The sequence below is a fragment of the Hymenobacter sp. HSC-4F20 genome, assembly GCF_019599275.1.
GTDB lineage: Bacteria > Bacteroidota > Bacteroidia > Cytophagales > Hymenobacteraceae > Hymenobacter.
On sequence record NZ_JAHZTD010000002.1, the window covers coordinates 710,986 to 737,539 of the forward strand.

Here is a 26,554-nt window from a genome sequence, read left to right on the forward strand (position 1 = left end):
ACCGAAGAAATAGAGCAACAGTAAATACCTGCGGTAAGCTACACAGAACTAGGCAGCCTTCAGTAGCCAGCAAGTAGCCCGCGCTCCTACCCCCGTTACTGCTTGTAAAACGGAACTCGTGCCGTTTTCTTGCTTCCTTCTAGTTCCAGGTAGTAGAGACCTGGCCGAAGCGGCTGCACATGCAAGCGGGTGCTTCCTGCCGGGCCTGTCTGCCCACTGAGCACTACCTGTCCTAACAGGTCCAGAACGCGGTAAGGCACCCCAATGGCTGCTTCAATGACCAGCTGCTCCCGTACCGGGTTGGGGTAAAGGGCCACGGCTTTGCTACTCCGCGCTACTACCACCGAAGAAAAGTGGCTGGTGCCATCCGTATCGAGCTGGCGAAGGCGGTAGTATAGCAGGCCAGGAGGCGGTGAGGCATCAAGCCAAGAGTACTGATGGGCGGTTGTGCTGGTGCCGCGGCCCTGCAGAGTTGCCAGCGTGGTGAACTGGTGGCCATCGAGGCTGCGCTGCACCTCAAACCGGTCGTTGTTCAGCTCGGCGGCGGTAGTCCAGGTTACATGCACGCCCGTAGGCTGGGGCTCGGCCTGAAAGCGCAGCAGCGTTACGGGCAAAGGATTAGGGGTAGCCGAAGCGCTGGTGCTGGCCAGTGTGAAGTGGCTGAAGGACGCAAAGCTGCCAGAGGTTAGCGTGCCCGCTACGTAGGCGCCGTTACTGGCCGTGCCCGTATGGCCGCTTCGGCCGATGTTTACCCAGCCATTTCCATCGTTTTTGGCTATTACCAAGCTGCTGGCTGCCGGGTCTGCAACCAAGTCATCGGGGCCGAAGCTGAGGGTGATGGTGCCGCTGAAATTGTCGGCTGCAGTTAGCGTTGGCTCGGGGTTTACCGTGAAATAGCGGGTAGCGTTGAGGCGGCGCAAGTCGCCCTGCAGGTCTTTGGTAGCGAAACCACCTTCCGTTTGGGTAGCAATAAAGGTAGTGGCCCGGTTCAGGCTGGTAATGTTAAGCGTTAGGGGGCGGTAGGAGCCACCCTGAGCATCTATTCGCCCTAGCGGAAACGTGAGGGTAGCGGCTCCGTTGGCAGGCCGGGCCACGGGCCCGTTCACAAAGCTCGTATTGGAGCCACCGCTGGGTTGGTTGAGTAGCGTCAGCACATTCGTAGCAGTGCTGTTTAGTCGCCCGGCCGTGAGTTGGAGCACGTTGTTGACCGTAACGGGGGTAGCCAGCGTGACGCCCTCGGCACTGGTATTATTGATTTGCAGCGGCACATCAGCCGCTAAATAAGTACCCGTGGCCGTAGCTGGCACCGTTCCCCAGGCCATTCCACTGATGCGCTGAGGCCGGCCGCCATTCAGCACCAGCCGCACGGTAGTGGTGCCCGAGGTTTGGGGCTGGAATCGGAAGGCGCCCTGCACGGTAATGTCGCCAGCCACCCGGATTTCGCTGGTAGTGGAGGCCGTAAATACAGCCCCGGGGCCCACAATCAAATTTCCACGAATCGTTAGCGGGTTAGCACCGCTCCCGGTGTAATTCGTAACTGGCTGTCCTAATCGGTTTCTAAAAACGAGGTTCGGGTAGGTACGTCCGGCAATGGATGGTGTATTGCTGGATTGGGTTTTGGCCCGAAATTCCCACGTGCCGGCTTCAGTGCCAGCCACGGCGGCCAGGTTTTCCAGCAGGGCTACGTGGGGGCGGTCTGTGTAGTGGCGGTAGGTGCCCCCGTTGTAGAGATAAAAGGTAGGGGCCGAGCCTGCCGCGTCAATACTTCCCACGTCACTGCTGTTGGTTAGTACCCCTTTGCTATACAGGGCCAAGGCAGTTTCAGTAGCGCCCGTGCGGGTTAACCGCAGTGGTACGGCAGCCGTGTTAAGGGCCGAAACTTCCACCAGAATAGAGTCGCCCGCGGCAGGGTTCAGAGTGAGGGAGCGGACCTCCACGCTCGGGGTTGTGGCGGGTGTCACGGCTCCGCCAGCGTCCAGTACAACGGTGTAGCGCCCTACCACACTGGAATGGTCCAGCAGCACATCGTCCGTGCTGGTCGGGACGGCGTCCGTATCCCAGTTCAAGGCATCAAACCAGCTATTCGTGCCCGCGCCCCCATCCCAGCGCTTCACTGGGGCTACTACAAAGCCAAGGCTACCCGAGGTACCGCCGCCCGGGGCCGGAGTAACCACAGTTACCGGAAACGTACCGGCCGTAGCCACGTCGGAGGCAGGAATAGCGGCCGTAAGCTGGGTAGCACTACTAAAGGTTGTTGGTCGGTCTGCCCCGTTAAATCTTACTACGCTGGCCGGGGTAAATCCACTGCCCGTCACCGTAAGCGTAAACCCATTGCTACCTGCTGGCAGGCTGGCCGGGCTGAGCGCCGTCAGGCCAGGTACCGGATTCAGAAAGGAAGAGGCCTGCACCTGAAAGTTGTCCAGCCGAAACGTACCACTGCCCGAGGTGGCCCCGCTCACCAACAGACGTAGCACCACGGCAGCTTTGTTGTCCAGATCGGTCAGACCTGACAAATCAAGAATTCGCTCCGCAAAGCTGCCCTCAGCAACTGATACTGTGGTCGGGACAGTAGCAAAGGAGTTTCCCCCGTCAGTGCTGTAAGCCACCGTGATGGTGGTAGCGCCGGTAGCTGAACGGTAGGGCTGAAAGTAGAGCTTATAGCCAAAATAGTTGCGCAAATTGCTACCTGCCAGGGCAAACTGGAAGTAGCGTGTATTGGTCCCGCTGGAGTTGCTCATGGCCAGAGCCTGCCCCGCCGTGGCTACGCTTGTAAAGGAATTACTGCCCGTACCTGAGCCCGGACCGGTGGCAAAGGGCTCTGTTGACGCTGCTGTTGCGGTTACGCCCGGCGCCGTATTAGGAGCCAGCGTCTCGTAGCTGGTACCACTGTTAAAATCAAAACTGCTGATGACCGTGGCAGACTGCCCCGCGCTTACCGCCGGCAGCAACACTGCACCAACCACCGCGGCCAGGAGCCATACTTTTGGGAGTAGTGTTTCCCACGTCATACGCAATTACAGTTTATCTTTAATATTTTCTTTATTTTATAAAAGTTTAACCAAATATAAGAAGCCAGTACTGCTTGTACCATTCAATAGAAATTTTTTGCGAAATACTTTCCTTCGTTTACCAGCCTCCTCCCACCGGGTTACCGGGTGTATAAAAAAGAACAAGCCCTTCTGCCATAGCAGAAGGGCTTGTTGCATAAGCTGTGCTGTTAAGCAACGATACTATTCTTTCTCCAGACGCAGCTCTGCACCCTGAGGGCTTTTGAGCGTCAGCTTGTCATCGGTAAGAGTTACTACATCGAAGGTGTTGCTCTGGGAAGCACCATCGGGAGTCATCGTGATTTTCTTACCAGCTTGATCAAACTCATATTTGCCATTTACCGCACCGGCCGGGGAGGTCATGCTGTATTGCTTGTTGGCAAAGAAGGTGATCCGCTCATCTTCCTGCGCGTCAGTTTGCTTTACCTTGTCGCCGGTAGAATCCAGTTCTTTATCGGTTTTCCATACTTTACTTTCGGTGCCGTAGAGCATGTTAACGCCTTCGACTTTGCCTTCTTTGTTGCCACAGGAGGCCGTGAATAAAGCCAGTAGCACCAATAGGCTGGCCAGGTAGCGCAGGGGAGCAGAATAAGTTTTCATGGGAGTAGGGAGATGGGGTAAATGAGAAACAAACGTAGCCAGGCAGGCTGCCTGACACTGCGCTTCTTACGGGGCAGCGGAAAAAGATGTTCACCCCAACAGCAGCGTACTTTCCCGCTACAACTTATTGCCGCCCTTGGCGTAAGAATCCGGACAGTGTCCGTTGCTTCCACCGCATGGTTGCTGCTTCCTTCCACTTTTACTTGACTTACGACGATGGGACTATTTGATTTTCTCTCCAACGACGGCGAAAAAAAGCCTGTTCAACCTGCTGCTAAACCTGCTGCCGGCGGGGCTACTGACTTCTTCGGCAATACCAACCAGGCCGCGGCTACGCCGGCCGCTCCGGCCGCCGCCCAGGGCGAAACCTATACCGTAGTAAGCGGCGACTCGCTTTCCAAAATTGCCAAGCACCACTACGGCGATGCCGCCAAGTGGCACCAGATTTACGAAGCTAACAAAGGCACTATTGGCTCGAACCCCGACCACATTGAGGTAGGCCAGGTCCTGACCCTGCCCAAGCTGTAGGCGAAGCCATAACTTAGTATTATACAAAAAAGCCACTCCCGTTAGAGTGGCTTTTTTCGTATTCAGGAAGTTGGTATTTAGCCAGCAGCCGCAACCAATTTTATGCTATACTCGGGTAAGCTTCTAGTTCGGACGGAACGCTACCCCTTGCTATCCGCCACAGCCCCGGCTACGTCTATCACACGTATGCAATTAACAATCAACACGCTAGTAGCACTAGCAGAGGTTGTTTGAGTTGCGGGGCAGTCCTTCTGCCAAGCAAAATTTATTTCAGACAGGTATTGCATATATCAAAAACGCCACTATACCTTTGCAATACCAACTCGGTACTCTCCCGCTCGCGGCGGGGCAGTTTTCATAAGATTTATACAGAAGCGGCGAGAGAACAGGCTCCCTGACCCGCTGGCAACCTTCGACCGCGCGAAAGGTGCCAATTCCTGCCCGACCAAGCTTTTGCTGGCGGGGCATATAACTCAAGAGTGCCATGGAAAACCCTTTCGCCTTCGCCCCCTCCTACCCCGCTGCCTCGGTTGCTTTGTTGCGCACCGATTTGCCGCTGGGTTTCTGCGTTCCGGTAGCTACTCCGGTTACCCGGCGAATGCGAATGCGCTGCTGCAGCGCGTGTTGTTGCTGTTGCTAGCCCCTGCGGCTACCTAGCGCCCCTCCCCCTTTTTCAGGCTTGAGCCTGCGGTAGCCAATGCGGCACCCGGCTTCTGCGCATCCCAATCGGCCTTCGGAGTACTTCCTGAGCTGGTTCTGGTGCGGCCTCCCCTACGCCATGTCGTGGCTTTTCCCAGCGTTTTCGCTCCCTTTCCATACCCAAACGGTCTTTAACTCAGCCCTGCCATGTCCACGCAGAACCTCCACTTCGAAACCCTCCAACTCCACGCTGGCCAGCAGCCCGACCCCGTAACCGGCGCCCGCGCTGTGCCGCTTTACCAGACGACCAGCTACGTGTTCAAGAATGCCGAGCACGGCGCTAACCTGTTTGCCCTAAAGGAGTTCGGCAATATCTATACCCGTCTGATGAACCCCACCACCGATGTGTTCGAGCAGCGCGTGGCAGCCCTGGAGGGCGGTGTGGCAGCCCTGGCAGTAGCCTCCGGGCAGGCCGCCCAGTTCATTGCCTTGAACAACATCCTGCAGGCCGGCGACAATTTCATTTCCACATCTTTCCTCTACGGCGGTACCTACAACCAATTCAAGGTAGCGTTCAAGCGCCTGGGCATTGAAGTGCGCTTTGCCGATGGCGACAAGCCAGAAAGCTTCGAGGCGCTGATTGATGACAATACCAAGGCGCTGTACCTGGAAACCATCGGCAACCCGAGCTTCAACGTGCCCGACTTCGAGCGCATTGCTGCCATTGCCAACAAGTACGACCTACCCCTGATTGTGGACAATACCTTCGGGGCGGGCGGCTACCTGTTCCGGCCGCTGGAGCACGGGGCCCACATTGTGGTAGAATCGGCCACGAAGTGGATTGGCGGCCACGGAACTTCCATTGGGGGAGTGATTGTGGATGGTGGTACGTATGACTTTGGCAACGGTAAGTTTCCGCAGTTCACGGAGCCCTCGGAAGGCTACCACGGGCTGGTATTCAATGATGTGTTCGGCAAAAGCGGGCCATTCGGCAATATTGCTTTCATTATCCGGGCCCGGGTAGAAGGCCTGCGCGACTTTGGCCCTTCGCAAAGCCCCTTTAATGCCTGGCAGCTGATTCAGGGCCTCGAAACCCTGAGCCTGCGCGTTGACCGCACCGTGGAAAACGCGCTGCGGATAGCTACCTGGCTGGAGCAGCACCCCCAGGTAGAGGCTGTGAACTACCCCGGCCTCAAGAGCAGCCCTTACCACGCCCTGGCCCAGAAATACCTGAAGCGCGGCTACGGCGGGGTACTCACCTTCGCCATCAAAGGCACCAAGGAAACAGCTACTCAGTTCATCGACAGCCTGAAGCTGGTTAGCCACCTGGCCAACGTAGGCGACGCCAAAACGCTCATCATCCAGCCCTCGGCTACTACCCACCAGCAGCTCTCGGAAGCCGAGCAGCAGGCTGCCGGCGTTTCACCTACCCTGCTGCGCCTATCCGTCGGGATTGAGCACTTCGAGGACATCCGGGCCGATTTAGCGCAGGCCTTCGACGCGGTACGCAACGCTGCAGCCGCGCCCACCGAAACCACCAGCAGCACGCTGCTGCCCGAGCCCGAACCAGAACACGCCGCCACGCTGGAAGTCTAGCACTTGAGAGGGGTATTGCCCAGTGGCAGGTGAGAGAGCCACTGGGCAACAGCTTCCAGCACAGCGGTAAGCGGGCCGGAGCCGAAGTTTTTTGTGAGAGAGGAATCTTCGGAACAACCGCCGCCCGCACCTAGCCGGGGCGGAGCCGGGCAGAATCGGCTCCGCCTGCGGGCTAGTAATCCTTAGGCCCGAAGCTCCGCTTCGGGCATCGTTGAACGATTGGTCAGGCCGGTTCCCCACCGCCACTCCACACGCTGTCATCAGCAGCGCACCGCTCCTTTCCTCATGTCTGATTCTGAACCGCACCTGTTTCAGCTACCCCGGCCCCTGCGGCTGGAAAGCGGACATACCCTGCCGCGGGTAGAAGTTACCTATCATACGTACGGCCGCCTTAATCCTGGCCGCGACAACGTGGTGTGGGTGTGCCACGCCCTCACGGCCAATGCCGACGTGCTGAGCTGGTGGCCGGGCCTGTTCGGGGCTGGCTGTTACTTCGATCCGGCCGACTGGTTTATTGTGTGCGCCAACGTGCTGGGCTCCTGCTACGGCACCACCGGCCCGCTCACCCCCGACCCACTGACGGAGCAGGCCCCCTACCAGCACTTCCCGCTCCTGACTATCCGGGATATGGTAGCGGCCCACGAGGCTCTGCGGGAGCACTTGGCCCTGCCCTCTATTCACACCCTCATGGGGGGCTCGTTGGGTGGGCAGCAGGCCGTGGAGTGGGCCGTGCAGCGCCCCAAACTCTGCGAAAACCTGGTGCTGCTGGCTACCAATGCCCGGCATTCGGCCTGGGGCATCGCCTTCAACGAGGCGCAGCGCCTGGCCATCTTCGCCGACCCCACCTACGAACTGGCAACGCCTGCCGGCGGAGCCGCTGGCCTACGGGCAGCCCGGGCGGTGGCCCTGCTCAGCTACCGCAGCTACGACGCCTACGGTCGCACCCAAACCGACTCTCACGACACCAAGCTAACGGATTACCTGGCCAGCTCCTACCAGCGCTACCAAGGCGACAAGCTTGTGCGCCGCTTCAATGCCTACAGCTATGTGACGTTGTCGCGGGCTATGGACAGCCACCACGTGGGGCGGGGCCGGGGCAGCGTGCCAGCCGCCCTCGGGCGCATCCGGGCCCGGACGCTGGTAATAGGCATTTCCTCTGATGTGCTCTTTCCCACCGCCGAGCAGCAGCAATTGGCCCGCTACATTCCCGGAGCTACCTACGCCGAAATGGACTCCCACTACGGCCACGACGGCTTCCTGATTGAAACTGTTCAGATTACCCATCTCCTCGAACGATTCTACCTCCCGAGCTATGTCCACTAACGCCGCCTTGCCCCTTGCCTCTGCTTCCTCCACGCCTGCTGGCCAGCCCTGGCGCATTGGCCTCATCGGGTTTGGCTGCGTGGGCCAGGGCCTCTACACCATTCTGGAGCAGCAGCCGGCCTCCGGCTTTACGGTAGCGCGCATTGCGGTGAAAACAGCCGGCAAAGTCCGCCCCCTGCCGGCCGGCCGGTTTGAGCTCGACGCCGGCGCATTACTGGCAGATGACAGCCTTGATGTGCTGGTAGAAGTTATCGACGACCCAGAAGCAGCTTTCCAACTGGTAGCGGAAGCCCTGCGCCGTGGTCGCCGGGTGGTAACCGCCAACAAAGCCATGCTTGCCTGCCACTTGCCCGAGCTGGTGCGGCTACAGCGCGAAGGCCGGGGCACCTTGCTTTACGAGGCAGCCGTGTGCGGCAGCATCCCAGTCATCCGGACCTTAGATGCCTATTTCGGCGGGGAACCGCTGCGCCAGCTGACGGGAATCCTTAATGGCTCTTCCAACTACGTGCTGACCCGCATGGGGGAAGCCGGTTCCGAGTACTCGCCGGCCCTGACCGAAGCTCAGTCCCAGGGCTTTGCCGAAACCGACCCGGCGCTGGACATGGCCGCCTTTGACCCGCGCTCCAAGGCCGTGCTGCTGGCTGCCCACGCCTACGGTACCTTTCTGCGGCCCGAACAGGTGCTCAACCTGGGTATTGAAGGAATTACAGCCGTGGATATTGCCTTTGCCGCCAGCCAGGGGCAGAAGATAAAGGTAGTGGCCGGTTTGCAGCGCCTCCCCGACGGCCGCGTGACTGCCCTGGTTACCCCCCAGCTCGTGGGGCCCGAGTCGCCGCTCTACACGGTTGACCATGAGTTTAATGGGGTAGTTATTGAAGCCGACTTCGCCGGGGAGCAGTTCCTGCGCGGCCGCGGAGCGGGCGGGCACCCCACTGGCTCGGCCGTGCTGGCCGACTTAGCCGCTTTGCGCCAGGGTTTCGCCTACCAGTATCCCAAAACCGCTGAGGCGCCCGCCTACGCCTCCGACCTGGAGGTTGAAATCTACCTGCGCACCGATGAGGACCGCCTGATTGACTTGCTCGACTTCAGCGAAATTTCCGAAGAAGCCGATGAGGATGAGTATGTAGTTGGCTACGTGGCTCTGGAAAACTTGATTCGGCACCGCGACACGTTGCGTACATACGGCGCCTTTGTGGTGCGTACCGGGCGCCTGCGCCCCATCAGTGTGGCAACGCTGCTAGAGGAAGTTTCTGCTTAAAGTAGTGTAGGCGCCCCACACGCCCCATAGGCCCCGCTGACCTGTAACCGCGGAGCTTGCCCATAGTATGCTCCTGAAGCCTATCATTCCGTGCTTGGCCCGGAACGGCAGGCTTCGAACCTGGGCTTAGCGCTCAGGCGCCGGGGTGCTACCCCGCGGGGACGTGGGAACAGCTGGAGCCATAGGAGCATCGGGCGGAAGTGTGGGTGGCTCGGCGGAGCGCTGGGTGGAGTCCGGCACAGCTTTCACCAAATCGGGCCTCCAAAGTATTGCGGGGGCCGGTAGTAGCCCTTGTAGCCCAACACGGCGGGGTAGCAGCAGGGCCGTCACTTGAGCGGCGCGGCGCGGATTCAGGGCCGCCGCCAGCAAGGGGCCAGGCGGGCCAGCACCGAGCAGGGGCCGCAGAAAGTCGCGCATGGCGAAAAAGGCCGAGTCGATGTAGGTGGGCTCGAAGGAGTACGGCACGTGCCCGGCCCCGCGTAGGCGGCGCAGCACGTTGGGCACGCCCACGGCATTGGCCCGCACGCGCAAGGCACCGCTGCCGTACACCAGCTGAGCCGGCAGTTGCGCCCCAATGGTACCACGGCCGTAGGGCACCAGTCCGTCGCGGGTGCCATGCACGCTGCACAAGGGCACGTCGCCGGCTTCAAGCCAGGTAGCGCGGGCCAGGGCACCACACAGGTTGATGACGCCCCGCGGCCGACTGCTGTACCCGGGGTGCCCGCCCGTACCTTCCAGTCCGCCCAACGCTTTCAGATCGAGGTAGGCGGGTACTTCCGCGGCCTTGTTGAGGTAGCCAGCTTGCAGGGCCATGAAGCCGCCAGCCGAAGAGCCGCCCACGAACACGAAGCCGGGATGAATGCGAAACCGCCGGGCCGTGGCCGCATCATGGCGAAAAAAGCGCACTGCCGCCCGCATATCCTGAGTAGCCCGAATGGCCGCCCGACCGATGCCTACGGTATCAAAGGGAAAAAAGTACAGGCGGTAATCAATGGTGGCAGCCACGTAGCCTAGGTGAGCCAGCCGGTTACAGAGCGCCGTCATCACGGCGTCGTCGCGGGTGCCGGTTAAGAAGCCGCCCTCGTGGGCCAGCACCACCAGGGGCCGCCGCCGCACAGTGTCGCCGGCCGGCTCGTAAACGTCCATATAGAGCGTCTGCGACATGCCCAGCAGGGTTGTAACCTGGCCAAACTCTACGTTGCGGCGCACATTCACCTGCCGAAACACCGGCCGGTGGTAGCGCCCCCGAGTGGTATCGGGAGCCACCTGGGCACGCAGGCTGCTCGGCCACCAGCCCAGGCTCAGCAGAAGTAGAAACAAGTAAAATCTCATACGTGAAGGTTCCGAACTACACAGCCCCCGCAAAGATACCTTTCACCCCACGGGGCTCCTCGCGTTGAGCCAGCATTTTTAGGCACGCAGAACCAGGCGGTAATGAAAGCCCCCACTCGCTTCCAGCCCACCGAAAACCAGGTACAGCTGCGCCCCTTACCCACAGCACCGCTACCGGCCGCACACAGCTTTGTGCTACACCAGTCCCGACACCAGCCGCCGGCGCTTCGTGCTCCCGCGCGGTTTGCTTAGGTTTGCGCCTTCTGACTTCCTGAGCCTATGCCCGCTACTGCCCCCCCCTTCCTGCGTCCCGGCGACCAAGTAGCCGTTGTTTGCCCCGCCCGTAAAGCGTCGCACGAGGAGCTGGCAACAGCCGTTGCCACGCTGGAAAGCTGGGGCTTGCGCGTGGTGCTGGGCGCCAGCACCAACGTAGAGTACCACCAGTTTGGCGGGACCGATGAGGTGCGCCGCCAGGATTTGCAGCAGCAGCTCGACAACCCAGCCATTCGGGCCATTCTATGCGCCCGGGGCGGCTACGGCACCACCCGCATCATCGACGGCATCGACTTTTCCGGTTTTGTCCGGGCCCCCAAGTGGGTAGCCGGCTTCTCGGATATCACCACCCTCAACTGCCACCTGCTGGCCCGAGGCTACCAGAGTATTCACGGGGTAATGCCGCTGCTGTTTCACCAGGAGGGGGGCGAGGCGTCGTTGGAAAGCCTACGGCGGGCCTTGTTCGGGGAAGCCACCCGCTACGAGGTACCCGCCCACCCGCTTAACCAGCTGGGCACAGCTACCGGGGAACTGATAGGGGGCAACCTCAGCCTCCTGCAGACCCTCACCGGCACGGCCTCCGACTGCTCCACGGCGGGCCGCATCCTGTTTCTGGAAGACATTGACGAGTACCTGTACGCCATCGACCGGATGCTGGTACACCTGGACCGCACGGGCAAGTTGCGCAACCTAGCGGGCCTGCTGGTTGGACATTTTACCACCCCCCAGGACAATGCCGTGCCCTACGGCCAGACGCCCAACGAAATTATCCAGCACTACGCCGGCAAATACGGATTTCCTATTGCCTACGGCTTCCCGGTGGGCCACGAGCCCCAGAACATGGCCCTGATTTGTGGCCGCCCGTCCCGTCTGACGGTGGAGGCTACCGGCGCCCGGCTCGACTACCTATAAACTTCTGTAACGTATGGCAAGTACTATTCGCGTCGTGTCGGCATGGGAGTTTCCGGGCTACCTCACCAGCCTGATTGAACTGCTCCAGGATGCTGTAGATTCCGGCGCTTCCGTGGGTTTTCTGCCGCCCTTAGCCGCTGCCGAGGCCCGGGAATATTGGCAGGAAATTGGGGCGGCACTACCCTCAGGTAGTGTCCTACTACTGGTGGCCGAAGAAGATGGACGGCTGCTAGGCACCGTACAGCTGCATCTGGTCAGGAAAACTAATGCCCCTCACCGCGCGGAGGTAGCCAAGCTGCTGGTGCATAGCACGGCTCAGCGCCGGGGCATTGGGCGGCAGCTAATGCAGGAGGTGGAACGCGTAGCACGGCAGCATCAGCGCACTACCCTGGTATTGGACACGTTGCGGGGGGCCGGGTCGGAGGTGCTGTATCAAAGCATCGGGTATGTGCCGGCTGGTGCCATTCCCAACTACATGTGCAATGAGAAGGGGGAACTGTGCGCTACGGTCTACTACTATAAGCTGCTGAATCAGGAAGCGGGCCTATAGCAACCAGAGCAAAAAGCCCCGGTAACGCAAGTCACCGGGGCTTTTCTGTAGGTAGCAGGCTGACTACTCGGCGTAAATAGTTGTCAGCAGGGTTTGGCCCACGGCTTTGAGTGTCCGTTTGTCGATGATGCTCATGTTGTCCTGGGTGGTGTGGTGGTAGGGCTGAAACTCTCCACTGGGCAGGAAGTCGATAACGTCGATGGTGCGCACGCCGGCTTGGTTCGTAAACACGTGGTCATCGGTAATGCCCGGACTGTCGCTGAATAAGAAGTAGTCGGAGTAGCCCAGCGTAGCGGCTGTATTCCACACCTTGTCTACCACATCGCGGGCCTGCTGGCGGCTGAGGTCTTCGCGGCTGAAGCGGCCGTTTTTAGCGCCTACCATGTCCAGCAGAATGCCATAGTTGGGCTTGTAGTTGGCCGGCACCATGTTTTTCGCCCAGTATTGGGAGCCCAGGCACCAGCTTTCCTGCCCCATGGGCAACAGGTTTTTCTTCTCGCCCTGGGTGCTGCCGTCGTAGCCGTAGTCTTCGGAGTCAAACAAAATGAAGTCGACCCCCACGCCAGGCGCGGAAGCATCCTTCTGCTGGGAGAGTACCCGGGCCATTTCCAGGGCAATGCCGACGCCGCTGGCTCCGTCGGAGGCCCCATCAAGCGGCTCGTTCTTGTGCTCCTTATCCTTGTCAGCGAAGGGGCGGGTATCCCAGTGGGTGAAGATGGCAATGCGGCGCGGAGCCTGCGGCATGTACTGGGCAATAATATTGCGCGACTTGAGCATCTTGCCATCGAAGGCCATGGCCTCGAAAGGCTGCTCCTTTACCGTGAGGCCCGCTTCCTTGAACTTGCGGATTATCCAGTCACCGGTTTGCACGTGGGCCTTGGTGTTAGGCACGCGCGGGCCGAAAGCTACCTGTTTGGCCGTGTAAGCATAGGCCGAATCGGGGTTGAAGGCTGGGGCTTTGGGTAGCGTAGGCTGGCTGGCGGCGGTAGTTTCAGTTTCGGCCGCGTCCTTTTTGGCCGGACAGGCAGTGAGGAGCAGCAGGGCCACCAGCGAGGCGGGGGCAAGACGGGAAAGAAGGCTCATGGGGCGTTACCGGTAGCCCAAAGCTCCAGCTTCAGGCTGCGTTAAACAGGTGGGGTACTACTGCCCGCGGCCCGAGGCTGGAGCTTCGGGCCGCGGTATCTTATTCTTCACTATAGGCCCAATCTACGCCAGTCTTGGTATCCTTTACTACTATGCCCTGCTCTTTTAGGGCCACGCGGATGCGGTCAATTTCGCTGTAGTATTTATTTGCCTCTTCCGCATTGCCTTCTTCCCGGGCTTTGGCTGCGCTCTGCTTGGCCGTTTTGTAGAAATCCAGGGTCAGGCCCAGCAGGTCTTCCGCACTAGCCCGCGGCTCATCGCGCAGCCCCAGCACATCCTGTACCAGTGTGCGGTAGGCAGCAGTAACGGCGCGCCGAACAGATTTGTCTAATGCTTCGAACAGCTCCGGCTTGGCGGCATACCCATTCAGCTGCCGCAGCAAATCGAACAAGGCAGCAATGGCTTTTGCCGTGTTCAAATCATTGTCTAGGGCGGCATAAGCAGCTTCCACCGGATTTGTCAGGTTTTTGGACGCAGCTGAGTCAGAGCCTACCGCAATTTCCCCTTCTATAGCGTCTAGCTTTTCCAGCAGGCGCAGGCCGTTCATAAGCTTGCGGTATCCTTTGCGGGCCGCCTGCAAGCCTTCATCCGTAATGTCGACGGTGCTGCGGTAGTGGGCCTGTAGCAGGAAAAAGCGCACCGTCATGGGCGAGTAGGCCTGGGTGAGCGTATCGTTGGTGCCGTTGAAAAGCTGGCTAATGGTGATGAAGTTGCCCAGCGACTTGCTCATTTTCTGGCCGTTCACCGTAATCATGTTGTTGTGCATCCACACCTGAGCTTCGTTGGTGGGGTGGTTGCAGGCCTGGCTCTGGGCAATTTCGCACTCGTGGTGCGGGAACATCAAATCCAGCCCGCCCCCGTGAATGTCGAACTCAGCGCCGAGGTATTTTCGGCTCATAGCTGAGCACTCCAGGTGCCAGCCCGGGAAACCTTCGCTCCAGGGTGAAGGCCAGTGCATCAGGTGGCGCTCATCGGCTCGTTTCCAGAGGGCAAAATCCAAGGGGCTGCGCTTCTCGTCTTGGCCCGTCAGGTTGTCGCGGGAGCCGGCCAGCAATTCTTCCACCACCCGGTTCGAGAGCTTGCCGTAACCACGGCCAGCGGCATTGTAGGCCGGCACATCAAAGTACACGGAGCCATTCACCTCGTAGCCAAAGCCATTATCGATGATCTGCCGGATCATCTCAATCTGCTCAGTGATGTGGCCGCTGGCGCGGGGAGTAATATCGGGGGGCAGGCAGCCCAGGGCCTCCATGTGGTCCTGGTAGAGGTTGGTATACTGCTCAGCTACCTGCATGGGCTCCAGCTGCTGGGCCCGGGCGCGCTTGCTGATTTTGTCCTCTCCCTCGTCGGCGTCGCCCTCCAGGTGGCCTACGTCGGTGATATTGCGCACGTAGCGCACGGTATAGCCCAGGTAGCGCAGGTAGCGCGTCAGCACATCAAACACCACCGGCCCGCGGGCGTTGCCCACGTGCGCCTCGCTGTAAACGGTAGGTCCGCAGAGGTATACGCCCACAAAGGGCGCGTGCAGGGGTTGAAAAAGGGCTTTGCGGCGGGTAAGCGTGTTGTAGAGCGAGAGGGTAGGCTGCATGGATACAAAAGTAACCGCAGTTTTTGCAGAGTCAGTGGAATGCACAGATTTTGTAACTGCGCATCTCCACGGCTTCTTGCAGCGCGGCTTGTACTAACAGCACAGCGCCACAAAAAGCTGCTTGCCACGCGAAATTTCCTGTAATTAAGTATAAACAGTCCTTCAAACGGTACATAACTCCAGCCAGACAGTCTATAAAGTTCCCTCGGCAGTTTATCCGAAGCGGAATCTGGTATATAGGGCTCTACTGCGCCTACTCTGTCGTCAACCGGTAGGTAGCTGTGCTAGGAAAATGGTCAGAGTAAGGAATTTCGTAGTGCACCCAGTAATCATCCACTGCCCATTCCGGACTGGCAAACTGGTTATCAATGCGCACAAACGGCAGGCGGCCGTTGTAAGTGCTACCTACTCCGTTGCCTACGCTGGCCCAGGCGTTCTGGAAATGGTCGGCTAGCTGATCGTAGCTGTAGCTGTAGGGCACGTCGTTGAGGTCGGCGCAGAGTAGCATGGGGTAGCGGCACCGCTCGAACCGACGCACCAGCGTGTCTACCTGCCAGTGCCGGGCCATGGCCCCGCGCTTAAAGCGCCGCAGCAGTCCCAAGCCCTTCTGCCGCAGGCCAGCCTTGCTGGAGTAGCTATCCACGATGTCCTTCTCCTCCATACTCATACTCTGCAGATGGAAGCTGTACACCCGGATGGTGTCTTGGGAAGGCAGCCGCATGTCGGCCCACATGGCGTGGTTCTGAGTAAGCTTACCGAAGCTGATTGTGCCCTTCGCTATAATGGGGAAGCGGGTGAAAATAGCCATGCCGAACTCGGCACCCGCGCTGTTGGTAAGCGTTTTGGACAGGAACACCTGCCGGCCCGCCTGCCGCCCGATTTTATCTACGCTCCGAAATACGTCTCCGTCGCGGGAGCGAGTCCCCACGGGCTCGTTGTAAAATTCTTGAAGGCAGACAATGTCGGCGGGATTTTCGGCTACCCAGCGCATCATCCGGCGAGAAGAAGCCAGATCAGCATCGCGCAGTTGCGGATACACATTGAAAATACGCACATTGGCGGAGAGTACCTTCACCACTTGCCCGGCATGCTGCCCGGCGGCCGGCGCTACCCGTAGTGGATGCACCGCTAATCCGCGCTGAAAGTGCGGCCAGGTAAGCGCAGCCAGCCCCAGCGGCAGCAATGCCACTGGCCAGCGGCGTAGCAGCCAGTACATACCCGCCAGTAGGTTCAGGCCCAGGGCCACCGGCAGGGTCAGGGCCCCGAAGATGGCAGGCCAAAAGTTGTAAGCCGGAATCTGGGCGCAGGCAATAGCGGCCAGCACCCACAGCATCAGCAACACAGTACACTTGAAGGCAAACGAACGACGCACGGACAACCTTTTTCCAGGCAACAGGATCAGAGGCAAAGGTAGAAGTTCCCTGCTAGCCGCCGGCTACCCCCTGAAGCTTGCCGAATACACCTGTCTTCTACACTCCTGTATCCACTGTCGGTCAGCACCTTACAACACGGCACCTCTCTGTCCGCATCTCTTATCGTGCAGGCAAGTGGCACTGAGAGCTGGCTTCTGTAACCCTCCAGGGATAGTGTACACTGGCTCCCTGGCCTCTTTCATTAACTGCTACCTCCTGCAAGCAGTCATACACCAGCTACCCGACCAGCTACAAGGCCGTGTGGAATATCCGAAGTCAACACGTTCCCGACACCCAACCAACGCACGGGTTGTTCTTGGCGGGCCAGTGACCAACGCCTTGTCGGCAGTAGCCGCCGCCCAACGTAGCAAGCCTGACTTGTTTTCGCCGCAGAATTGTAGTATCTTTGCGTCTGCAAACTACGACACGAGAAGAGGGGACGAAGAGTCCCCTCTTTCTTTTACTACCCGGTGCCTCCCTTATGAAACTTGACCGCGCCCGCCTTTCGGAACTGCTACAGGACAGCCTGCCCACCGATGGCAGCCTGTTCGTGGTAGACCTGACCGTCTCCGATGCCGTACGCCCCAAAGTAACCGTTACGCTTGATGGCGAGCAGGGCGTGGGCATTGATGAGTGCGCTCAGGTAAGCCGCCGCCTGGCCCGCCGCGTAGACGAAGAGTACGGCGAAGACGCCAGCTATACCCTGGAAGTAACCTCGCCCGGTGCCGATCAGCCCCTGCGCGACCCGCGTCAGTACACCCGCCACGTAGGCCGCAGTCTGGCTCTGAAGCTCACCGATGGCACCGAAAAAACCGGCGCCCTGGAAGCCGTAGAGGCCGAAGGCATTCAGCTGGCCGAGGTGGTAAAAGAGAAAAGTAAAAAGAAAACTCTACCGGCCGCCCTGGTGCCGTTTGCCAGCATCCAGGAAGCCAAAGTGGTTATCTCCTTTAAGTAACCTTTACAAGCTGTTAGCTGACAGCAGCTGGCTGTTAGCGTAGTTCTGAATATTTCACTTTTGGCTGTTATCGTCTGCTCCTGTGCAAACGCTGACCGCTAACAGCTAGTAGCTAAACGCTTCTAAAAAATGAACAGCAACGTCCTGATTGAATCGTTTGCCGAATTCGCCCGGTCGAAGAACATCGACCGCCCCACGATGATGAGCATCCTGGAGGAAGTGTTCCGCACGATGATTCGCAAAAAGTATGATGATGACTCAAACTTCGACGTCATCCTGAACGTGGACAAAGGCGACCTGGAAATTTATCGGAACCGCGAAATCGTGGACGACAACTCCGAGGATATCTGGGACCTGGACAAAATTCCGCTGGCCGAAGCCCAGAAGATTGAGCCTGACTACGAGGTAGGCGAATCGGTGGCTGAAGAAATTAAGCTGGAAGACTTTGGCCGTCGTGCCGTGCTCATGGCCCGCCAGACGCTGATTCAGCGCGTAAAAGACCTGGAGCGCGACAACCTCTACCAGACCTATAAAGACCAGGTAGGTGAAATTGTAGTAGGCGAAGTGTACCAGGTGTGGGGCCGCGAGGCGCTCATTCTCGACAAAGACGAAAACGAGCTGGTGCTGCCCAAGGGTGAGCAAATCCCGAAGGACCGCTACCGCAAGGGCGACACCATCCGGGCCGTGGTGCACCGCGTGGATGTACTGAACGGCACCCCGAAAATCATCCTGTCGCGCGCGGCGCCGGCATTTCTGGAGCGCCTGATGGAGCAGGAAGTGCCCGAAATCTTCGATGGCCTCATCACCATCAAGAACATCGTGCGCGAGCCGGGCGAGCGGGCCAAAGTGGCCGTCGAAAGCTACGATGACCGTATTGACCCGGTAGGTGCCTGCGTGGGCATGAAGGGCTCCCGTATTCACGCCGTAGTGCGCGAACTGGAGAACGAGAACATCGATATTATCAACTACACCGACAACCTGGAGCTCTACATTGCCCGGGCTTTGTCGCCGGCCAAGCTCACGTCGATGAAAATCAACGAACAAACTGGGCGGGTTTCGGTGTTCTTAAAACCAGACCAAGTATCACTGGCCATTGGCCGCGGTGGCGCTAACATCAAATTGGCTTCCCGCTTGGTGGGCATGGAAATCGACGTATTCCGGGATGCCGGTGACTTCGAAGAAGACATTGCTCTGGACGAGTTCCAGGACGAAATTGAAGGCTGGATCCTGGACGAGTTGAAGAAAATCGGCCTCGACACCGGCCGCGCCGTATTGGCTGTCAGCAAGGAAGACATTGTGCGTCGGACAGAGCTGGAAGAGGAAACCGTAGAGGAGCTCTTCCGTGTAATCCGCCACGAGTTCGAGGACAACGAAAGCGACGACCAAGACGAGGAAGCACAAAATTCCGGCGGCGCGCAATGAGTGCGCGGCGGCCGGTACGGCAAGGGGGTTAACAATCGGGCCGGGTGGCTTGATTTTGACCCCGCCCGGCAAGATTTAATATAGTACCTTTGCAACTAGATAAGAGTATCGTTCGCGAGCATAGAATGGCGGAAGCAGCAACCAAACGGCTGAATCAGGCGGCCAAAGACCTGAACGTTGGACTTTCCACAATCGTGGACTTTCTGGCGGGAAAAGGGCACAACATCGAAAACAAGCCGACGACTAAGCTGACGTCGGAGCAGGTCTCCCTGCTCGAAAAAGCGTTTGCATCGTCGGCACAGGACAAGATGGAAGCCGCTAAGCTCAGCCAGGCCAAGCGCCAGAGCGAGCTGGAGGCTGCGGCAACGCAGGCTGCCCAGGCCCGGGCGGCCGAGGCAGCTGCGCCGAAGCCAGCCGCTCCGGCTGCTACCCCGGCTCCGGCTCCCAAGCCGGCTGCTCCGCAAGCTCCTGCCCCCGCACCCGCTGCTGAAGCACCGAAAGCTGCTCCCGTTGAGGAGCCCTCGCGTGTGCCTGGCCTGAAAGTGCTAGGCAAAATTGAGCTAGACGCGAAAGGCCGTCCTGTGCCTCCTCGTCCGGCTGCACCGGCCCCACAGCCTACCCCTGCTCCGGTAGCTGAAGCCCCAAAACCAGCCGCCCCGGCTCCGGTAGCGGAGGCTCCCAAGCCGCAGCCGGCTCCAGCCCCAGCCCCTGAGGCCCCTAAGCCAGCTGCACCAGCTCCGGCCCCGGCCCCACAGCCTACCCCTGCTCCGGCGGCTGAAGCTCCTAAGCCCGCTGCCCCAGCACCTCAGCCGGCTGCTCCGCAAGCTCCGGCTCCTACCCCCGCTCCGGCTGCTGAAGCACCGAAGCCGGCTCCAGCTCCGGTGGCGGCCGCTCCTGCCGCGCCTGCGCCAGCGGCCCCAGCTCCACCGGCTACTCCCGAGGCACCTGCCACGGAAGAAGGCACTATCGTAGCTAAAGCTGATCAGCTGAAAGGTCTCACGGTACTAGGCAAGATTGAGCTTCCCCTCGATTCCTCCCGCCGTGGTGGTGGTGGCCGCGGGGCTCGTCCCGTAGCCTCTTCTGATGTGCGCAAGAGCGGCATCGGACCCGACAAGAAGAAGCGCCAGCGTATTCCCATGAATGGTCCCGGTCAGCCGGGCCAGCAGGGTAACCAAGGCGGCCAGGGTGCTCCCGGCCAGCAAGGTGGCAACCGCCCACAAGGCGGCCCCGGTCAGCAAGGTGGCAACCGGCCTGGCGGCCAGCAGGGCGGCAACAACCGGCCCGGCGGGCAGCAGGGTGGCGGTAACCGTCAGGGCCAAAATCAGGGTGGTGGCAACCGTCAGCCAGCTCCGGCTCTTACTCCTGAGCAAAACGATAAGCAGATTCAGGAGCAGATCAAGGCCACGCTGGCTAAGCTCAGCGGCGGCCGTGGTGGTCAGCAACAGAATCGCGCTAAGTACCGCCGCGACAAGCGGAACATGGCTGCCGAGGACCGCGAGGCGCTGCGCGCTCAGAACGAACTGGATGCCAAGACCCTCAAAGTAACCGAGTTCATTTCGGCCAACGACTTGGCGTCGTTCATGGATGTATCGGTGAACGAGGTAATCAAGGTGTGCCTCAACATGGGCATGTTCGTATCCATCAACCAGCGCCTCGACGCCGAAGCCATTACCGTTATTGCGGATGAATTTGGCTACGACGTAGAATTCCTGAGCGCCGAGGAAGAAGAGACGACCATCGAAATTGAGGATGCCGCAGAGGATCTGCAGCCGCGGGCCCCTATCGTAACCATCATGGGTCACGTCGACCACGGTAAGACCTCGCTGCTTGACTACATCCGCAATGCGAGTGTAGCCAAAGGCGAAGCCGGCGGTATCACCCAGCACATCGGGGCGTACGACGTAATGACCAAATCGGGCAAGCGAGTTACTTTCCTCGATACCCCGGGTCACGAAGCGTTTACCGCCATGCGTGCCCGTGGTGCCAAAGTCACGGACATTGCCATCATTGTGGTAGCAGCCGATGACTCGGTGATGCCGCAAACGAAGGAAGCTATCAACCACGCGCAAGCAGCTGGTGTTCCGATTGTAATTGCCCTGAACAAGATTGATAAGCCTGGCGCCAACCCCGACAAAGTCCGGGAAGAGCTTTCAGCTATCAACATTCTGGTGGAAGAATGGGGTGGTAAGTACCAATCCCAGGAAGTGTCAGCCAAGACGGGTCTGGGCATTGATGATCTGCTGGAGAAAGTACTGCTGGAAGCCGAGATTCTGGAGCTAACGGCCAACCCCGACCGGAAGGCAATTGGTACGGTTATCGAAGCTTCGCTGGACAAAGGCCGTGGCTATGTAACTACTGTACTAGTGCAAACCGGTACTATGGAAGTTGGCGACATCGTGCTGGCTGGTCCGCACTTCGGCCGCGTGAAGGCCATGACGGACCACCGCGGTAAGAAGATGAAGAAAGCCGGCCCGGCTACCCCCGTGCAGGTGCTGGGTCTCACCGGCGCCCCGCAGGCCGGCGACAAAATTCAGGTGATGGAATCGGAGCGCGAAGCCCGCGAACTGGCCACCCAGCGCCAGCAGCTGGCCCGCGAGCAGAGCTTGCGCACCAAGAAGCACATTACCCTCGACGAAATCGGACGTCGCCTGGCAATCGGCTCGTTCAAGGAGCTCAACGTAATTGTAAAAGGCGACGTGGACGGTTCGGTGGAAGCACTGGCCGACTCGCTGCTGAAGCTGAGCACGCCGGAGGTGGCCGTAAATATCCTCTCGAAAGGGGTGGGTGCTATTTCCGAATCCGATGTACTGCTGGCTTCGGCTTCCGACGCAATCATTATTGGCTTCCAGGTACGGCCCTCGCAAAGTGCCCGCCGCCTGGCCGAGCAGGAGCAGATCGACATCCGCCTCTACTCCATCATTTACAACGCCATTAACGAGGTGAAGGATGCCATGGAAGGCATGCTTGCCCCAACAGTGAAGGAAGTAGTGGTGGCCAACGCCGAGGTACGGCAGGTATTCAACATTACCAAAGTAGGCACCATTGGGGGCTGCATGGTAACGGACGGTACCTTCACCCGCAAAACCAAAGTACGCCTCGTACGCGACGGAATTGTGGTGCACTCCGGCGAAATTCAGGACCTCAAGCGCTACAAAGACGACGTGTCGGAAGTACGCCAGGGTTACGAATGCGGTATTTCGATCAAGGGCTTCAATGACCTGCGCGAAGGCGACAACATTGAAGGATTCGAGGAGCAGGAAGTAAAACGGACGCTGTAAGCTTCCATCTGCAGCCTATAGCAAAGGCCTCAACCTAACCAGGTTGGGGCCTTTTTTGCGAATTAGCCAAGCGTGTGCGCCGGCGCTCCTATAGCTCTGTTTGTTAGAGACGAATTATAATAACTACCTTACAAGTGCTTACACGGCGCAGCAGCCTGGAAGCGGATACAGAAAGTGCTACCTAGGTAGTTTCTGTTGTGTGGCGCTGAATTGCGCGGTGGGGAGAAAGAGCCGTTGGGAGAGGAAAACAGAAGAGTATTGAGGCGGTTGAGTATGCAAGAGAAACATCCCCGAGAGGGTACGGCGCACCATGCCCTCTCCACCAGTATACGCGTGCCACGGGTAACGCTGGCTCATACGTTATTTCCGAATAAAACTAGTTTCTGCGTTTTATAGGCAGGGCTTCTTCTAACGCCAACTTGGTTTCTATGAAGCGTCTTCTACTGCTTATTGCTCTGGCAGAACTGGTATCGTGCACGCACCTGCTACAACGCTCCGCTGCTTCAGCTAAACCTGAAGCGGGTAGAGAGGCCCCCGTTCCCAAGCTTCTTGCAGGTACGGCCCCCAGTCCGCAGCAACACCGGGCAGCCAGTGCGGCTTCCCCACGGGCAAGCGCTACCCTACCGGTGTCACCCGTACTAACGTGGTGGCCATGCTCAACCCGGCCCCGACACTAAAAGCACATTTATGCGATTGGACAAACAAAAAGCGCCAAGGCTCCGGCCCTGGCGCTTTTTGTTTAAGTAGGATGACCTCTAGAAGAAGAGGAAGTGCTTTTTCTTTTTATGGGTCAGCGGCTTGCCTTTCGGATCCACGAAACCTGCTGCCCGGGTTTGCCCCCGTTTCTGCCGAGCCGTCCCGACCCGACTATCCTTGAATTTACGCACGGTAAAGCCGCCGGCACCTTTTTCAAATTGCCGAGCTGGGCCGGATGAGCGGCCAAAGCTGGTATTGGCCGTGCTCATCCCCGAGCGAGCCTCCAGGATTTCCATCTGTTGGTCGCGCTTGGCCTCATCAGGGTTCATGCTCATGCGCTGTTGCATCCGGGCAATATCAGTGGCCGAGGCCTTGCGCTTTTTGCGCGGCTCCTGGTCAGTGGGGCGTTGGCCGGTTCCAAGATAGGTAGTCGTGCTGGCCGTAGTCTGCGCCGAGGCTGCGGGGGCTGCAAGGCAGCCGGCGGCAACTAGAATGACAGCAGAAAGCAGCTTTTTCATGGAAAGACGCATTGAAGAGAATGGGAGTCTGAAACGCCTTTGTTCGGCGGAAATTGCAGGAAGCTTGTTGCGCCCAACGGGTGCCCGGTAAAGTTAGTTCAAATTGACCCAACACGCACTCTGCCAGGGCCCAAGTAGCGTACTTAAAGGGTGCTATAGTAGCTGCTTACAAGTAGGCAAGCTCGTTCAAGGAGCCCGTAGCTATGCCCGGCAAACCTACTCAGTTTAGCATGGTCCAGGGGCCGATTTCGATGCCCGGCTGCTAGACAACGGCCAACGGTACTTTCTCCCGGCTAACTGCTCAAAAGGAAGGCGTTCCTCCTCCTCGTATGCGACGGCGGGGTGGCAGGCTGTTACTGAAGAAATACTACCCTAGCTGCGGTTGCGTAAGGCATCCCGAATCTCCGTCAGTAGCAACTGCTCTTTCGTAGGTCCGGGGTCGGCAACCGGCACTACCTGCCGGGGCCGCTTGAAGTTATTGGCAATTTTTACCAGCCAGAAGATGGCAAACGCCATAAGCAGGAACGTAATAACAGCGTTTAGAAACAAACCATAGTTAATGGTAGCTGCTCCGGCTTTCTTGGCTTCCTCCAATGTTTTGTAGCCCGAGCCGTCGAGCGCCAGAAACCAGTCTTTAAAGTCCAGTCCGCCGGTCATCAGTGTCAGCACGGGCATGAGCACGTCGTCCGTGAGCGACTTTGTAATATTGCCAAAGGCCCCGCCAATAATTACCCCAACGGCTAGGTCGAGCACATTGCCTTTAGAAATGAATTCTTTGAACTCGGAAACAAAGCCCATAGCCTGGAAATCATTAGTAGTGAGGAAGAACGTATAGCTGAGCAAATATATAAATTTACTTATACTGTCCTAAGGCCTTCCCCCTGGCTAGAAGTGCCCGATTCAGGAGCGGAGCAATTCGTTCTATCTTTACCGCCATTCTTCCCGCCGGTTTTTCTTCGACCCACTATGACGTTTACCAACCTGCTCTATCAACTGGAAGCCGAAACAGGCATCCTGACCATCACGGTCAACCGGCCCGATAAACTCAACGCGCTGAATGCAGCTACCATTGAGGAACTCCGACATGCTGCCCAACAAGCCCGGCAAGACGACGCTGTGCGGGGCATTATCCTGACGGGTAGCGGAGAAAAGTCGTTTGTAGCTGGAGCCGATATTGCGGAGCTTACTAAGTTGGATGCGGCTACGGGGCAGCGGGCGGCGGAGCAAGGGCAGGAAGCATTTCGCCTGCTAGAAGAAAGCTCCAAGCCAGTTATTGCAGCCGTGAATGGCTTTGCTCTGGGTGGGGGCTGCGAGCTGGCTATGGCCTGCCATATGCGTATCGCCTCTGACAATGCCCGCTTTGGCCAGCCCGAAGTAAACTTGGGCTTGATTCCAGGCTACGGTGGTACCCAGCGGCTTACCCAGCTCATCGGCAAAGGGAAGGCGTTGGAACTGCTGCTCACGGCCGACATGATTAAGGCCGATGAGGCTTTACGGCTCGGCCTAGTAAACCACGTAGTTCCCCAAGCGGAACTGCTGAACTTCACCAAGCAGTTGCTGAGCCGCATTCTGACGAAGGCCCCGCTGGCCGTAGGCTTGTGCATTGATGCCGTAAGTGCCTATTACGATAAGGAGCGCCAGGGCTATCAAACCGAGGCGGAGTCCTTCGGCCAGTGCTTTACCTCGGCCGACTTTCGGGAAGGCACCACAGCGTTCCTGGAAAAGCGGCCCGCTACCTTTACCGGCAAATAGGACCGGCTACTCGGCTTCGCGTGCGCCATGCTGCCGCGGGTACGCAGCATGGCACTTTGCTGTTCGAGGAAAGCATTTTTATCATTTTTTGAGGAGTTGACTACATGAGTATTGCCAAGCGCCTGGCTTCCCAAACGGCTGTGTACGGTATCAGCAGCATTTTGGGCCGCGTGCTCACGTTCCTGCTGGTGCGCGTGTATACCGGGCGGTTCGCAGCGGCGGAATACGGTATTGTGACGGGTTTGTACGCTTACGTATCGTTTCTGAACGTGCTGTTCACTTACGGCATGGAAACAACATACTTCCGTTTCGCCAATCGCCCTGGCACCGACCGTCGGGAACTGTATGACCGGGTGATGACCCTGCTGCTCATTTCCAGTGTGCTGCTCACCGCTGGGCTGGCCCTGTTAGCCCGGCCGCTGATGAGCCTGCTGAGCCTGCCACCCGGCCACGAGCAGTACGCCGTCTGGATAGCCATTATTCTGGGACTGGATGCGCTGGCAGCTATTCCATTTGCCCGGCTTCGGCTGGAAAACAAAGCCCGCAAGTTTGCCGGTATTCGGCTGGCCAACATCTTGCTGAATGTGGGGCTGAACTTGTTTTTTATTGTTCTCTGCCCCGATGTGCTGGCTGGCAAATACCTCGCCGAACTGCGCCCTTTGGCCGAAAGCGTATACAACCCTACCGTGGGGGTAGGCTACGTCTTTCTCTCGAACCTGGCAGCCAGCGCCTTCACCCTGGTGTTACTAGGACGAGAGCTGCTGGATTTTCGCTTCCGTCTGAAGCTGGAACCGCTGCGGCCGCTGCTGCAGTATGCCTACCCCATTATGCTCATGGGCCTGGCTGGCATGGTCAACGAAATGCTGGACCGCATCCTGCTACCGATGTGGCTACCCAAAAACTTCTACCCCGGCCAGAGCAACCTGGCGGCCGTGGGTATTTATGGAGCCTGTTACAAGCTCAGCATCCTGATGAGCCTCGTGATTCAAGCCTTTAAGTACGCGGCTGAGCCGTTCTTCTTTGCCCAGAGTACCGAGCAGAATTCGCCCCGCACCTTTGCCCTGGTACTGAAGTGGTTTACCCTGTGCTGCGCCATGCTGTTTGTGGGCGTGAGCGTGAACGTGGACCTAGTGGCAAAGGTGTTTCTGCAGCGGCCTGAGTACTTGCAGGGACTGAGCGTGGTACCGGTGCTACTGCTGGCCAACCTGTTTTTGGGCGTGTACTGGAACCTCTCCGTGTGGTTTAAACTCACCGACAAAACGTACTACGGTACCTACTTAGGTGCTGCCGGCGCCGTGCTTACCATTGTTCTCAACTTGGTGCTGATTCCGCTGCTTGGCTATATGGGCTCGGCCATTGCCACGCTGGCCTGCTACTTCACGATGGCGGCCCTGTGCTGGTGGCTGGGCGAGCGACACTTCCCGGTGCCCTACCCCATAGCGCGACTGCTGACTTGGCTGGCGGTGGCGGTGGGGGTAGTTGCCCTGAGTTGGTGGCTGCCAGTGGCAGACGGCTGGTCCCGCTACGGCTTTCATGCCCTGCTCACGCTGGGCTTCATAGGGCTGGTAGCCGCCGTGGAAGGACGCCGCTTGCGGGCCATCTGATGTGCCTCCCCTTGCCGGCAAAATACTGCTGGCTTCGGACGGGTTAGATAAGTTTTTTCAAAACGGAATTTTCCAGTAATTCCCCGTAATCTGCCAACTTACACCGGCAGCCTGCTTTCGTCTTTCTA

General features: G+C 58.8%; 19 protein-coding genes and 1 riboswitch. Of the genes, 11 read left to right on the plus strand and 8 right to left on the minus strand.

Features of this window, described 5'->3' with window-relative positions:
* Positions 1-95: 95 nt before the first annotated feature.
* Positions 96-3,008: an IPT/TIG domain-containing protein gene (locus K3G63_RS12840; RefSeq protein ID WP_220614500.1), complete on the minus strand. Its 2,913-nt coding sequence runs from the start codon at positions 3,006-3,008 to the stop codon at positions 96-98.
* Positions 3,009-3,230: 222 nt separating this feature from the next.
* The gene (locus tag K3G63_RS12845) at positions 3,231-3,647 is read right to left on the minus strand and encodes a lipocalin family protein (protein WP_220614501.1); all 417 of its coding nucleotides are present in this window, start codon (positions 3,645-3,647) and stop codon (positions 3,231-3,233) included.
* Between the two features lie 216 nt (positions 3,648-3,863).
* Between K3G63_RS12845 and K3G63_RS12850 the strand changes: the two genes are divergently transcribed.
* The 4 genes from K3G63_RS12850 (at position 3,864) to K3G63_RS12865 (ending at position 8,991) form a co-directional block, all read left to right on the plus strand.
* Positions 3,864-4,175, plus strand: coding sequence for a LysM peptidoglycan-binding domain-containing protein (locus K3G63_RS12850; RefSeq protein WP_220614502.1), 312 nt, complete (start codon positions 3,864-3,866; stop codon positions 4,173-4,175).
* 361 nt (positions 4,176-4,536) lie between these two features.
* Positions 4,537-4,650: riboswitch (SAM riboswitch) on the plus strand.
* 371 nt (positions 4,651-5,021) lie between these two features.
* Positions 5,022-6,410 carry an O-acetylhomoserine aminocarboxypropyltransferase/cysteine synthase family protein gene (locus K3G63_RS12855; protein WP_220614503.1) on the plus strand — a complete coding sequence of 463 codons (1,389 nt, stop codon included), beginning with the start codon at positions 5,022-5,024 and terminating at the stop codon, positions 6,408-6,410.
* 285 nt (positions 6,411-6,695) lie between these two features.
* On the plus strand, positions 6,696-7,733 hold the full coding sequence (gene metX, locus K3G63_RS12860; protein ID WP_220614504.1) for a homoserine O-acetyltransferase: 1,038 nt from the start codon (positions 6,696-6,698) through the stop codon (positions 7,731-7,733).
* A complete protein-coding gene (locus K3G63_RS12865) occupies positions 7,723-8,991 on the plus strand; it encodes a homoserine dehydrogenase (protein ID WP_220614505.1) in 1,269 nt (422 codons plus the stop codon). Before metX ends, K3G63_RS12865 begins: the two co-directional genes overlap by 11 nt.
* A 126-nt stretch (positions 8,992-9,117) precedes the next feature.
* On the opposite strand, the gene K3G63_RS12870 is transcribed toward K3G63_RS12865, so the two are convergent.
* Complete coding sequence (locus tag K3G63_RS12870; RefSeq protein WP_220614506.1) at positions 9,118-10,323, minus strand: alpha/beta hydrolase; 1,206 nt, start codon at positions 10,321-10,323, stop codon at positions 9,118-9,120.
* A gap of 279 nt (positions 10,324-10,602) precedes the next feature.
* Here K3G63_RS12870 and K3G63_RS12875 point away from each other — a divergent pair, with 279 nt between their 5' ends.
* A complete protein-coding gene (locus tag K3G63_RS12875) occupies positions 10,603-11,508 on the plus strand; it encodes an LD-carboxypeptidase (protein WP_220614507.1) in 906 nt (301 codons plus the stop codon).
* Between the two features lie 13 nt (positions 11,509-11,521).
* Positions 11,522-12,058: a GNAT family N-acetyltransferase gene (locus K3G63_RS12880; RefSeq protein ID WP_220614508.1), complete on the plus strand. Its 537-nt coding sequence runs from the start codon at positions 11,522-11,524 to the stop codon at positions 12,056-12,058.
* A gap of 63 nt (positions 12,059-12,121) precedes the next feature.
* On the opposite strand, the gene K3G63_RS12885 is transcribed toward K3G63_RS12880, so the two are convergent.
* The 3 genes from K3G63_RS12885 to K3G63_RS12895 form a co-directional block, all read right to left on the minus strand.
* Positions 12,122-13,141 (minus strand): M28 family peptidase, encoded by a 1,020-nt coding sequence (locus K3G63_RS12885; RefSeq protein WP_220614509.1) that lies wholly within the window; start codon positions 13,139-13,141, stop codon positions 12,122-12,124.
* 100 nt (positions 13,142-13,241) lie between these two features.
* On the minus strand, positions 13,242-14,789 hold the full coding sequence (gene cysS / locus K3G63_RS12890) for a cysteine--tRNA ligase (RefSeq protein ID WP_220614510.1): 1,548 nt from the start codon (positions 14,787-14,789) through the stop codon (positions 13,242-13,244).
* A gap of 253 nt (positions 14,790-15,042) precedes the next feature.
* Positions 15,043-16,161, minus strand: a complete 1,119-nt coding sequence (locus K3G63_RS12895) for an endonuclease/exonuclease/phosphatase family protein (protein WP_220614511.1) — start codon at positions 16,159-16,161, stop codon at positions 15,043-15,045.
* Between the two features lie 521 nt (positions 16,162-16,682).
* Here K3G63_RS12895 and rimP point away from each other — a divergent pair.
* The 3 genes from rimP to infB all read left to right on the plus strand — a co-directional run bounded on the left by rimP (position 16,683) and on the right by infB (position 21,856).
* Positions 16,683-17,156, plus strand: a complete 474-nt coding sequence (gene rimP, locus K3G63_RS12900) for a ribosome maturation factor RimP (protein ID WP_220614512.1) — start codon at positions 16,683-16,685, stop codon at positions 17,154-17,156.
* Positions 17,157-17,285: 129 nt separating this feature from the next.
* Positions 17,286-18,578, plus strand: a complete 1,293-nt coding sequence (nusA, locus tag K3G63_RS12905; RefSeq protein ID WP_220614513.1) for a transcription termination factor NusA — start codon at positions 17,286-17,288, stop codon at positions 18,576-18,578.
* 125 nt (positions 18,579-18,703) lie between these two features.
* Positions 18,704-21,856, plus strand: coding sequence for a translation initiation factor IF-2 (gene infB / locus K3G63_RS12910; RefSeq protein WP_220614514.1), 3,153 nt, complete (start codon positions 18,704-18,706; stop codon positions 21,854-21,856).
* A 755-nt stretch (positions 21,857-22,611) separates the two neighbouring features.
* Here infB and K3G63_RS12915 read toward each other — a convergent pair.
* Entirely contained in the window at positions 22,612-23,070 is a 459-nt protein-coding gene (locus K3G63_RS12915) for a hypothetical protein (RefSeq protein WP_220614515.1), read from the minus strand.
* A gap of 372 nt (positions 23,071-23,442) precedes the next feature.
* A complete protein-coding gene (mscL, locus tag K3G63_RS12920) occupies positions 23,443-23,868 on the minus strand; it encodes a large conductance mechanosensitive channel protein MscL (RefSeq protein ID WP_220614516.1) in 426 nt (141 codons plus the stop codon).
* A gap of 168 nt (positions 23,869-24,036) precedes the next feature.
* Between mscL and K3G63_RS12925 the strand changes: the two genes are divergently transcribed.
* The gene (locus K3G63_RS12925; RefSeq protein ID WP_220614517.1) at positions 24,037-24,822 is read left to right on the plus strand and encodes an enoyl-CoA hydratase/isomerase family protein; all 786 of its coding nucleotides are present in this window, start codon (positions 24,037-24,039) and stop codon (positions 24,820-24,822) included.
* 104 nt (positions 24,823-24,926) lie between these two features.
* Positions 24,927-26,426, plus strand: coding sequence for an oligosaccharide flippase family protein (locus K3G63_RS12930; protein WP_220614518.1), 1,500 nt, complete (start codon positions 24,927-24,929; stop codon positions 26,424-26,426).
* Positions 26,427-26,554: the final 128 nt, after the last annotated feature.

What these genes read in the sequence shown, in the direction of transcription:
- K3G63_RS12930 (WP_220614518.1), top strand. Translation starts at nt 24,927, where the DNA reads ATGAGTATTGCCAAGCGCCTGGCTTCCCAAACGGCTGTGTACGGTATC.
- K3G63_RS12870 (WP_220614506.1), bottom strand. Translation starts at nt 10,323, where the DNA reads ATGAGATTTTACTTGTTTCTACTTCTGCTGAGCCTGGGCTGGTGGCCG.
- K3G63_RS12875 (WP_220614507.1), top strand. Translation starts at nt 10,603, where the DNA reads ATGCCCGCTACTGCCCCCCCCTTCCTGCGTCCCGGCGACCAAGTAGCC.
- cysS (WP_220614510.1), bottom strand. Translation starts at nt 14,789, where the DNA reads ATGCAGCCTACCCTCTCGCTCTACAACACGCTTACCCGCCGCAAAGCC.
- K3G63_RS12845 (WP_220614501.1), bottom strand. Translation starts at nt 3,647, where the DNA reads ATGAAAACTTATTCTGCTCCCCTGCGCTACCTGGCCAGCCTATTGGTG.
- infB (WP_220614514.1), top strand. Translation starts at nt 18,704, where the DNA reads ATGGCGGAAGCAGCAACCAAACGGCTGAATCAGGCGGCCAAAGACCTG.
- mscL (WP_220614516.1), bottom strand. Translation starts at nt 23,868, where the DNA reads ATGGGCTTTGTTTCCGAGTTCAAAGAATTCATTTCTAAAGGCAATGTG.
- K3G63_RS12840 (WP_220614500.1), bottom strand. Translation starts at nt 3,008, where the DNA reads ATGACGTGGGAAACACTACTCCCAAAAGTATGGCTCCTGGCCGCGGTG.
- K3G63_RS12925 (WP_220614517.1), top strand. Translation starts at nt 24,037, where the DNA reads ATGACGTTTACCAACCTGCTCTATCAACTGGAAGCCGAAACAGGCATC.
- K3G63_RS12865 (WP_220614505.1), top strand. Translation starts at nt 7,723, where the DNA reads ATGTCCACTAACGCCGCCTTGCCCCTTGCCTCTGCTTCCTCCACGCCT.
- metX (WP_220614504.1), top strand. Translation starts at nt 6,696, where the DNA reads ATGTCTGATTCTGAACCGCACCTGTTTCAGCTACCCCGGCCCCTGCGG.
- K3G63_RS12855 (WP_220614503.1), top strand. Translation starts at nt 5,022, where the DNA reads ATGTCCACGCAGAACCTCCACTTCGAAACCCTCCAACTCCACGCTGGC.
- K3G63_RS12850 (WP_220614502.1), top strand. Translation starts at nt 3,864, where the DNA reads ATGGGACTATTTGATTTTCTCTCCAACGACGGCGAAAAAAAGCCTGTT.
- K3G63_RS12880 (WP_220614508.1), top strand. Translation starts at nt 11,522, where the DNA reads ATGGCAAGTACTATTCGCGTCGTGTCGGCATGGGAGTTTCCGGGCTAC.
- nusA (WP_220614513.1), top strand. Translation starts at nt 17,286, where the DNA reads ATGAACAGCAACGTCCTGATTGAATCGTTTGCCGAATTCGCCCGGTCG.
- K3G63_RS12885 (WP_220614509.1), bottom strand. Translation starts at nt 13,141, where the DNA reads ATGAGCCTTCTTTCCCGTCTTGCCCCCGCCTCGCTGGTGGCCCTGCTG.
- rimP (WP_220614512.1), top strand. Translation starts at nt 16,683, where the DNA reads ATGAAACTTGACCGCGCCCGCCTTTCGGAACTGCTACAGGACAGCCTG.
- K3G63_RS12915 (WP_220614515.1), bottom strand. Translation starts at nt 23,070, where the DNA reads ATGAAAAAGCTGCTTTCTGCTGTCATTCTAGTTGCCGCCGGCTGCCTT.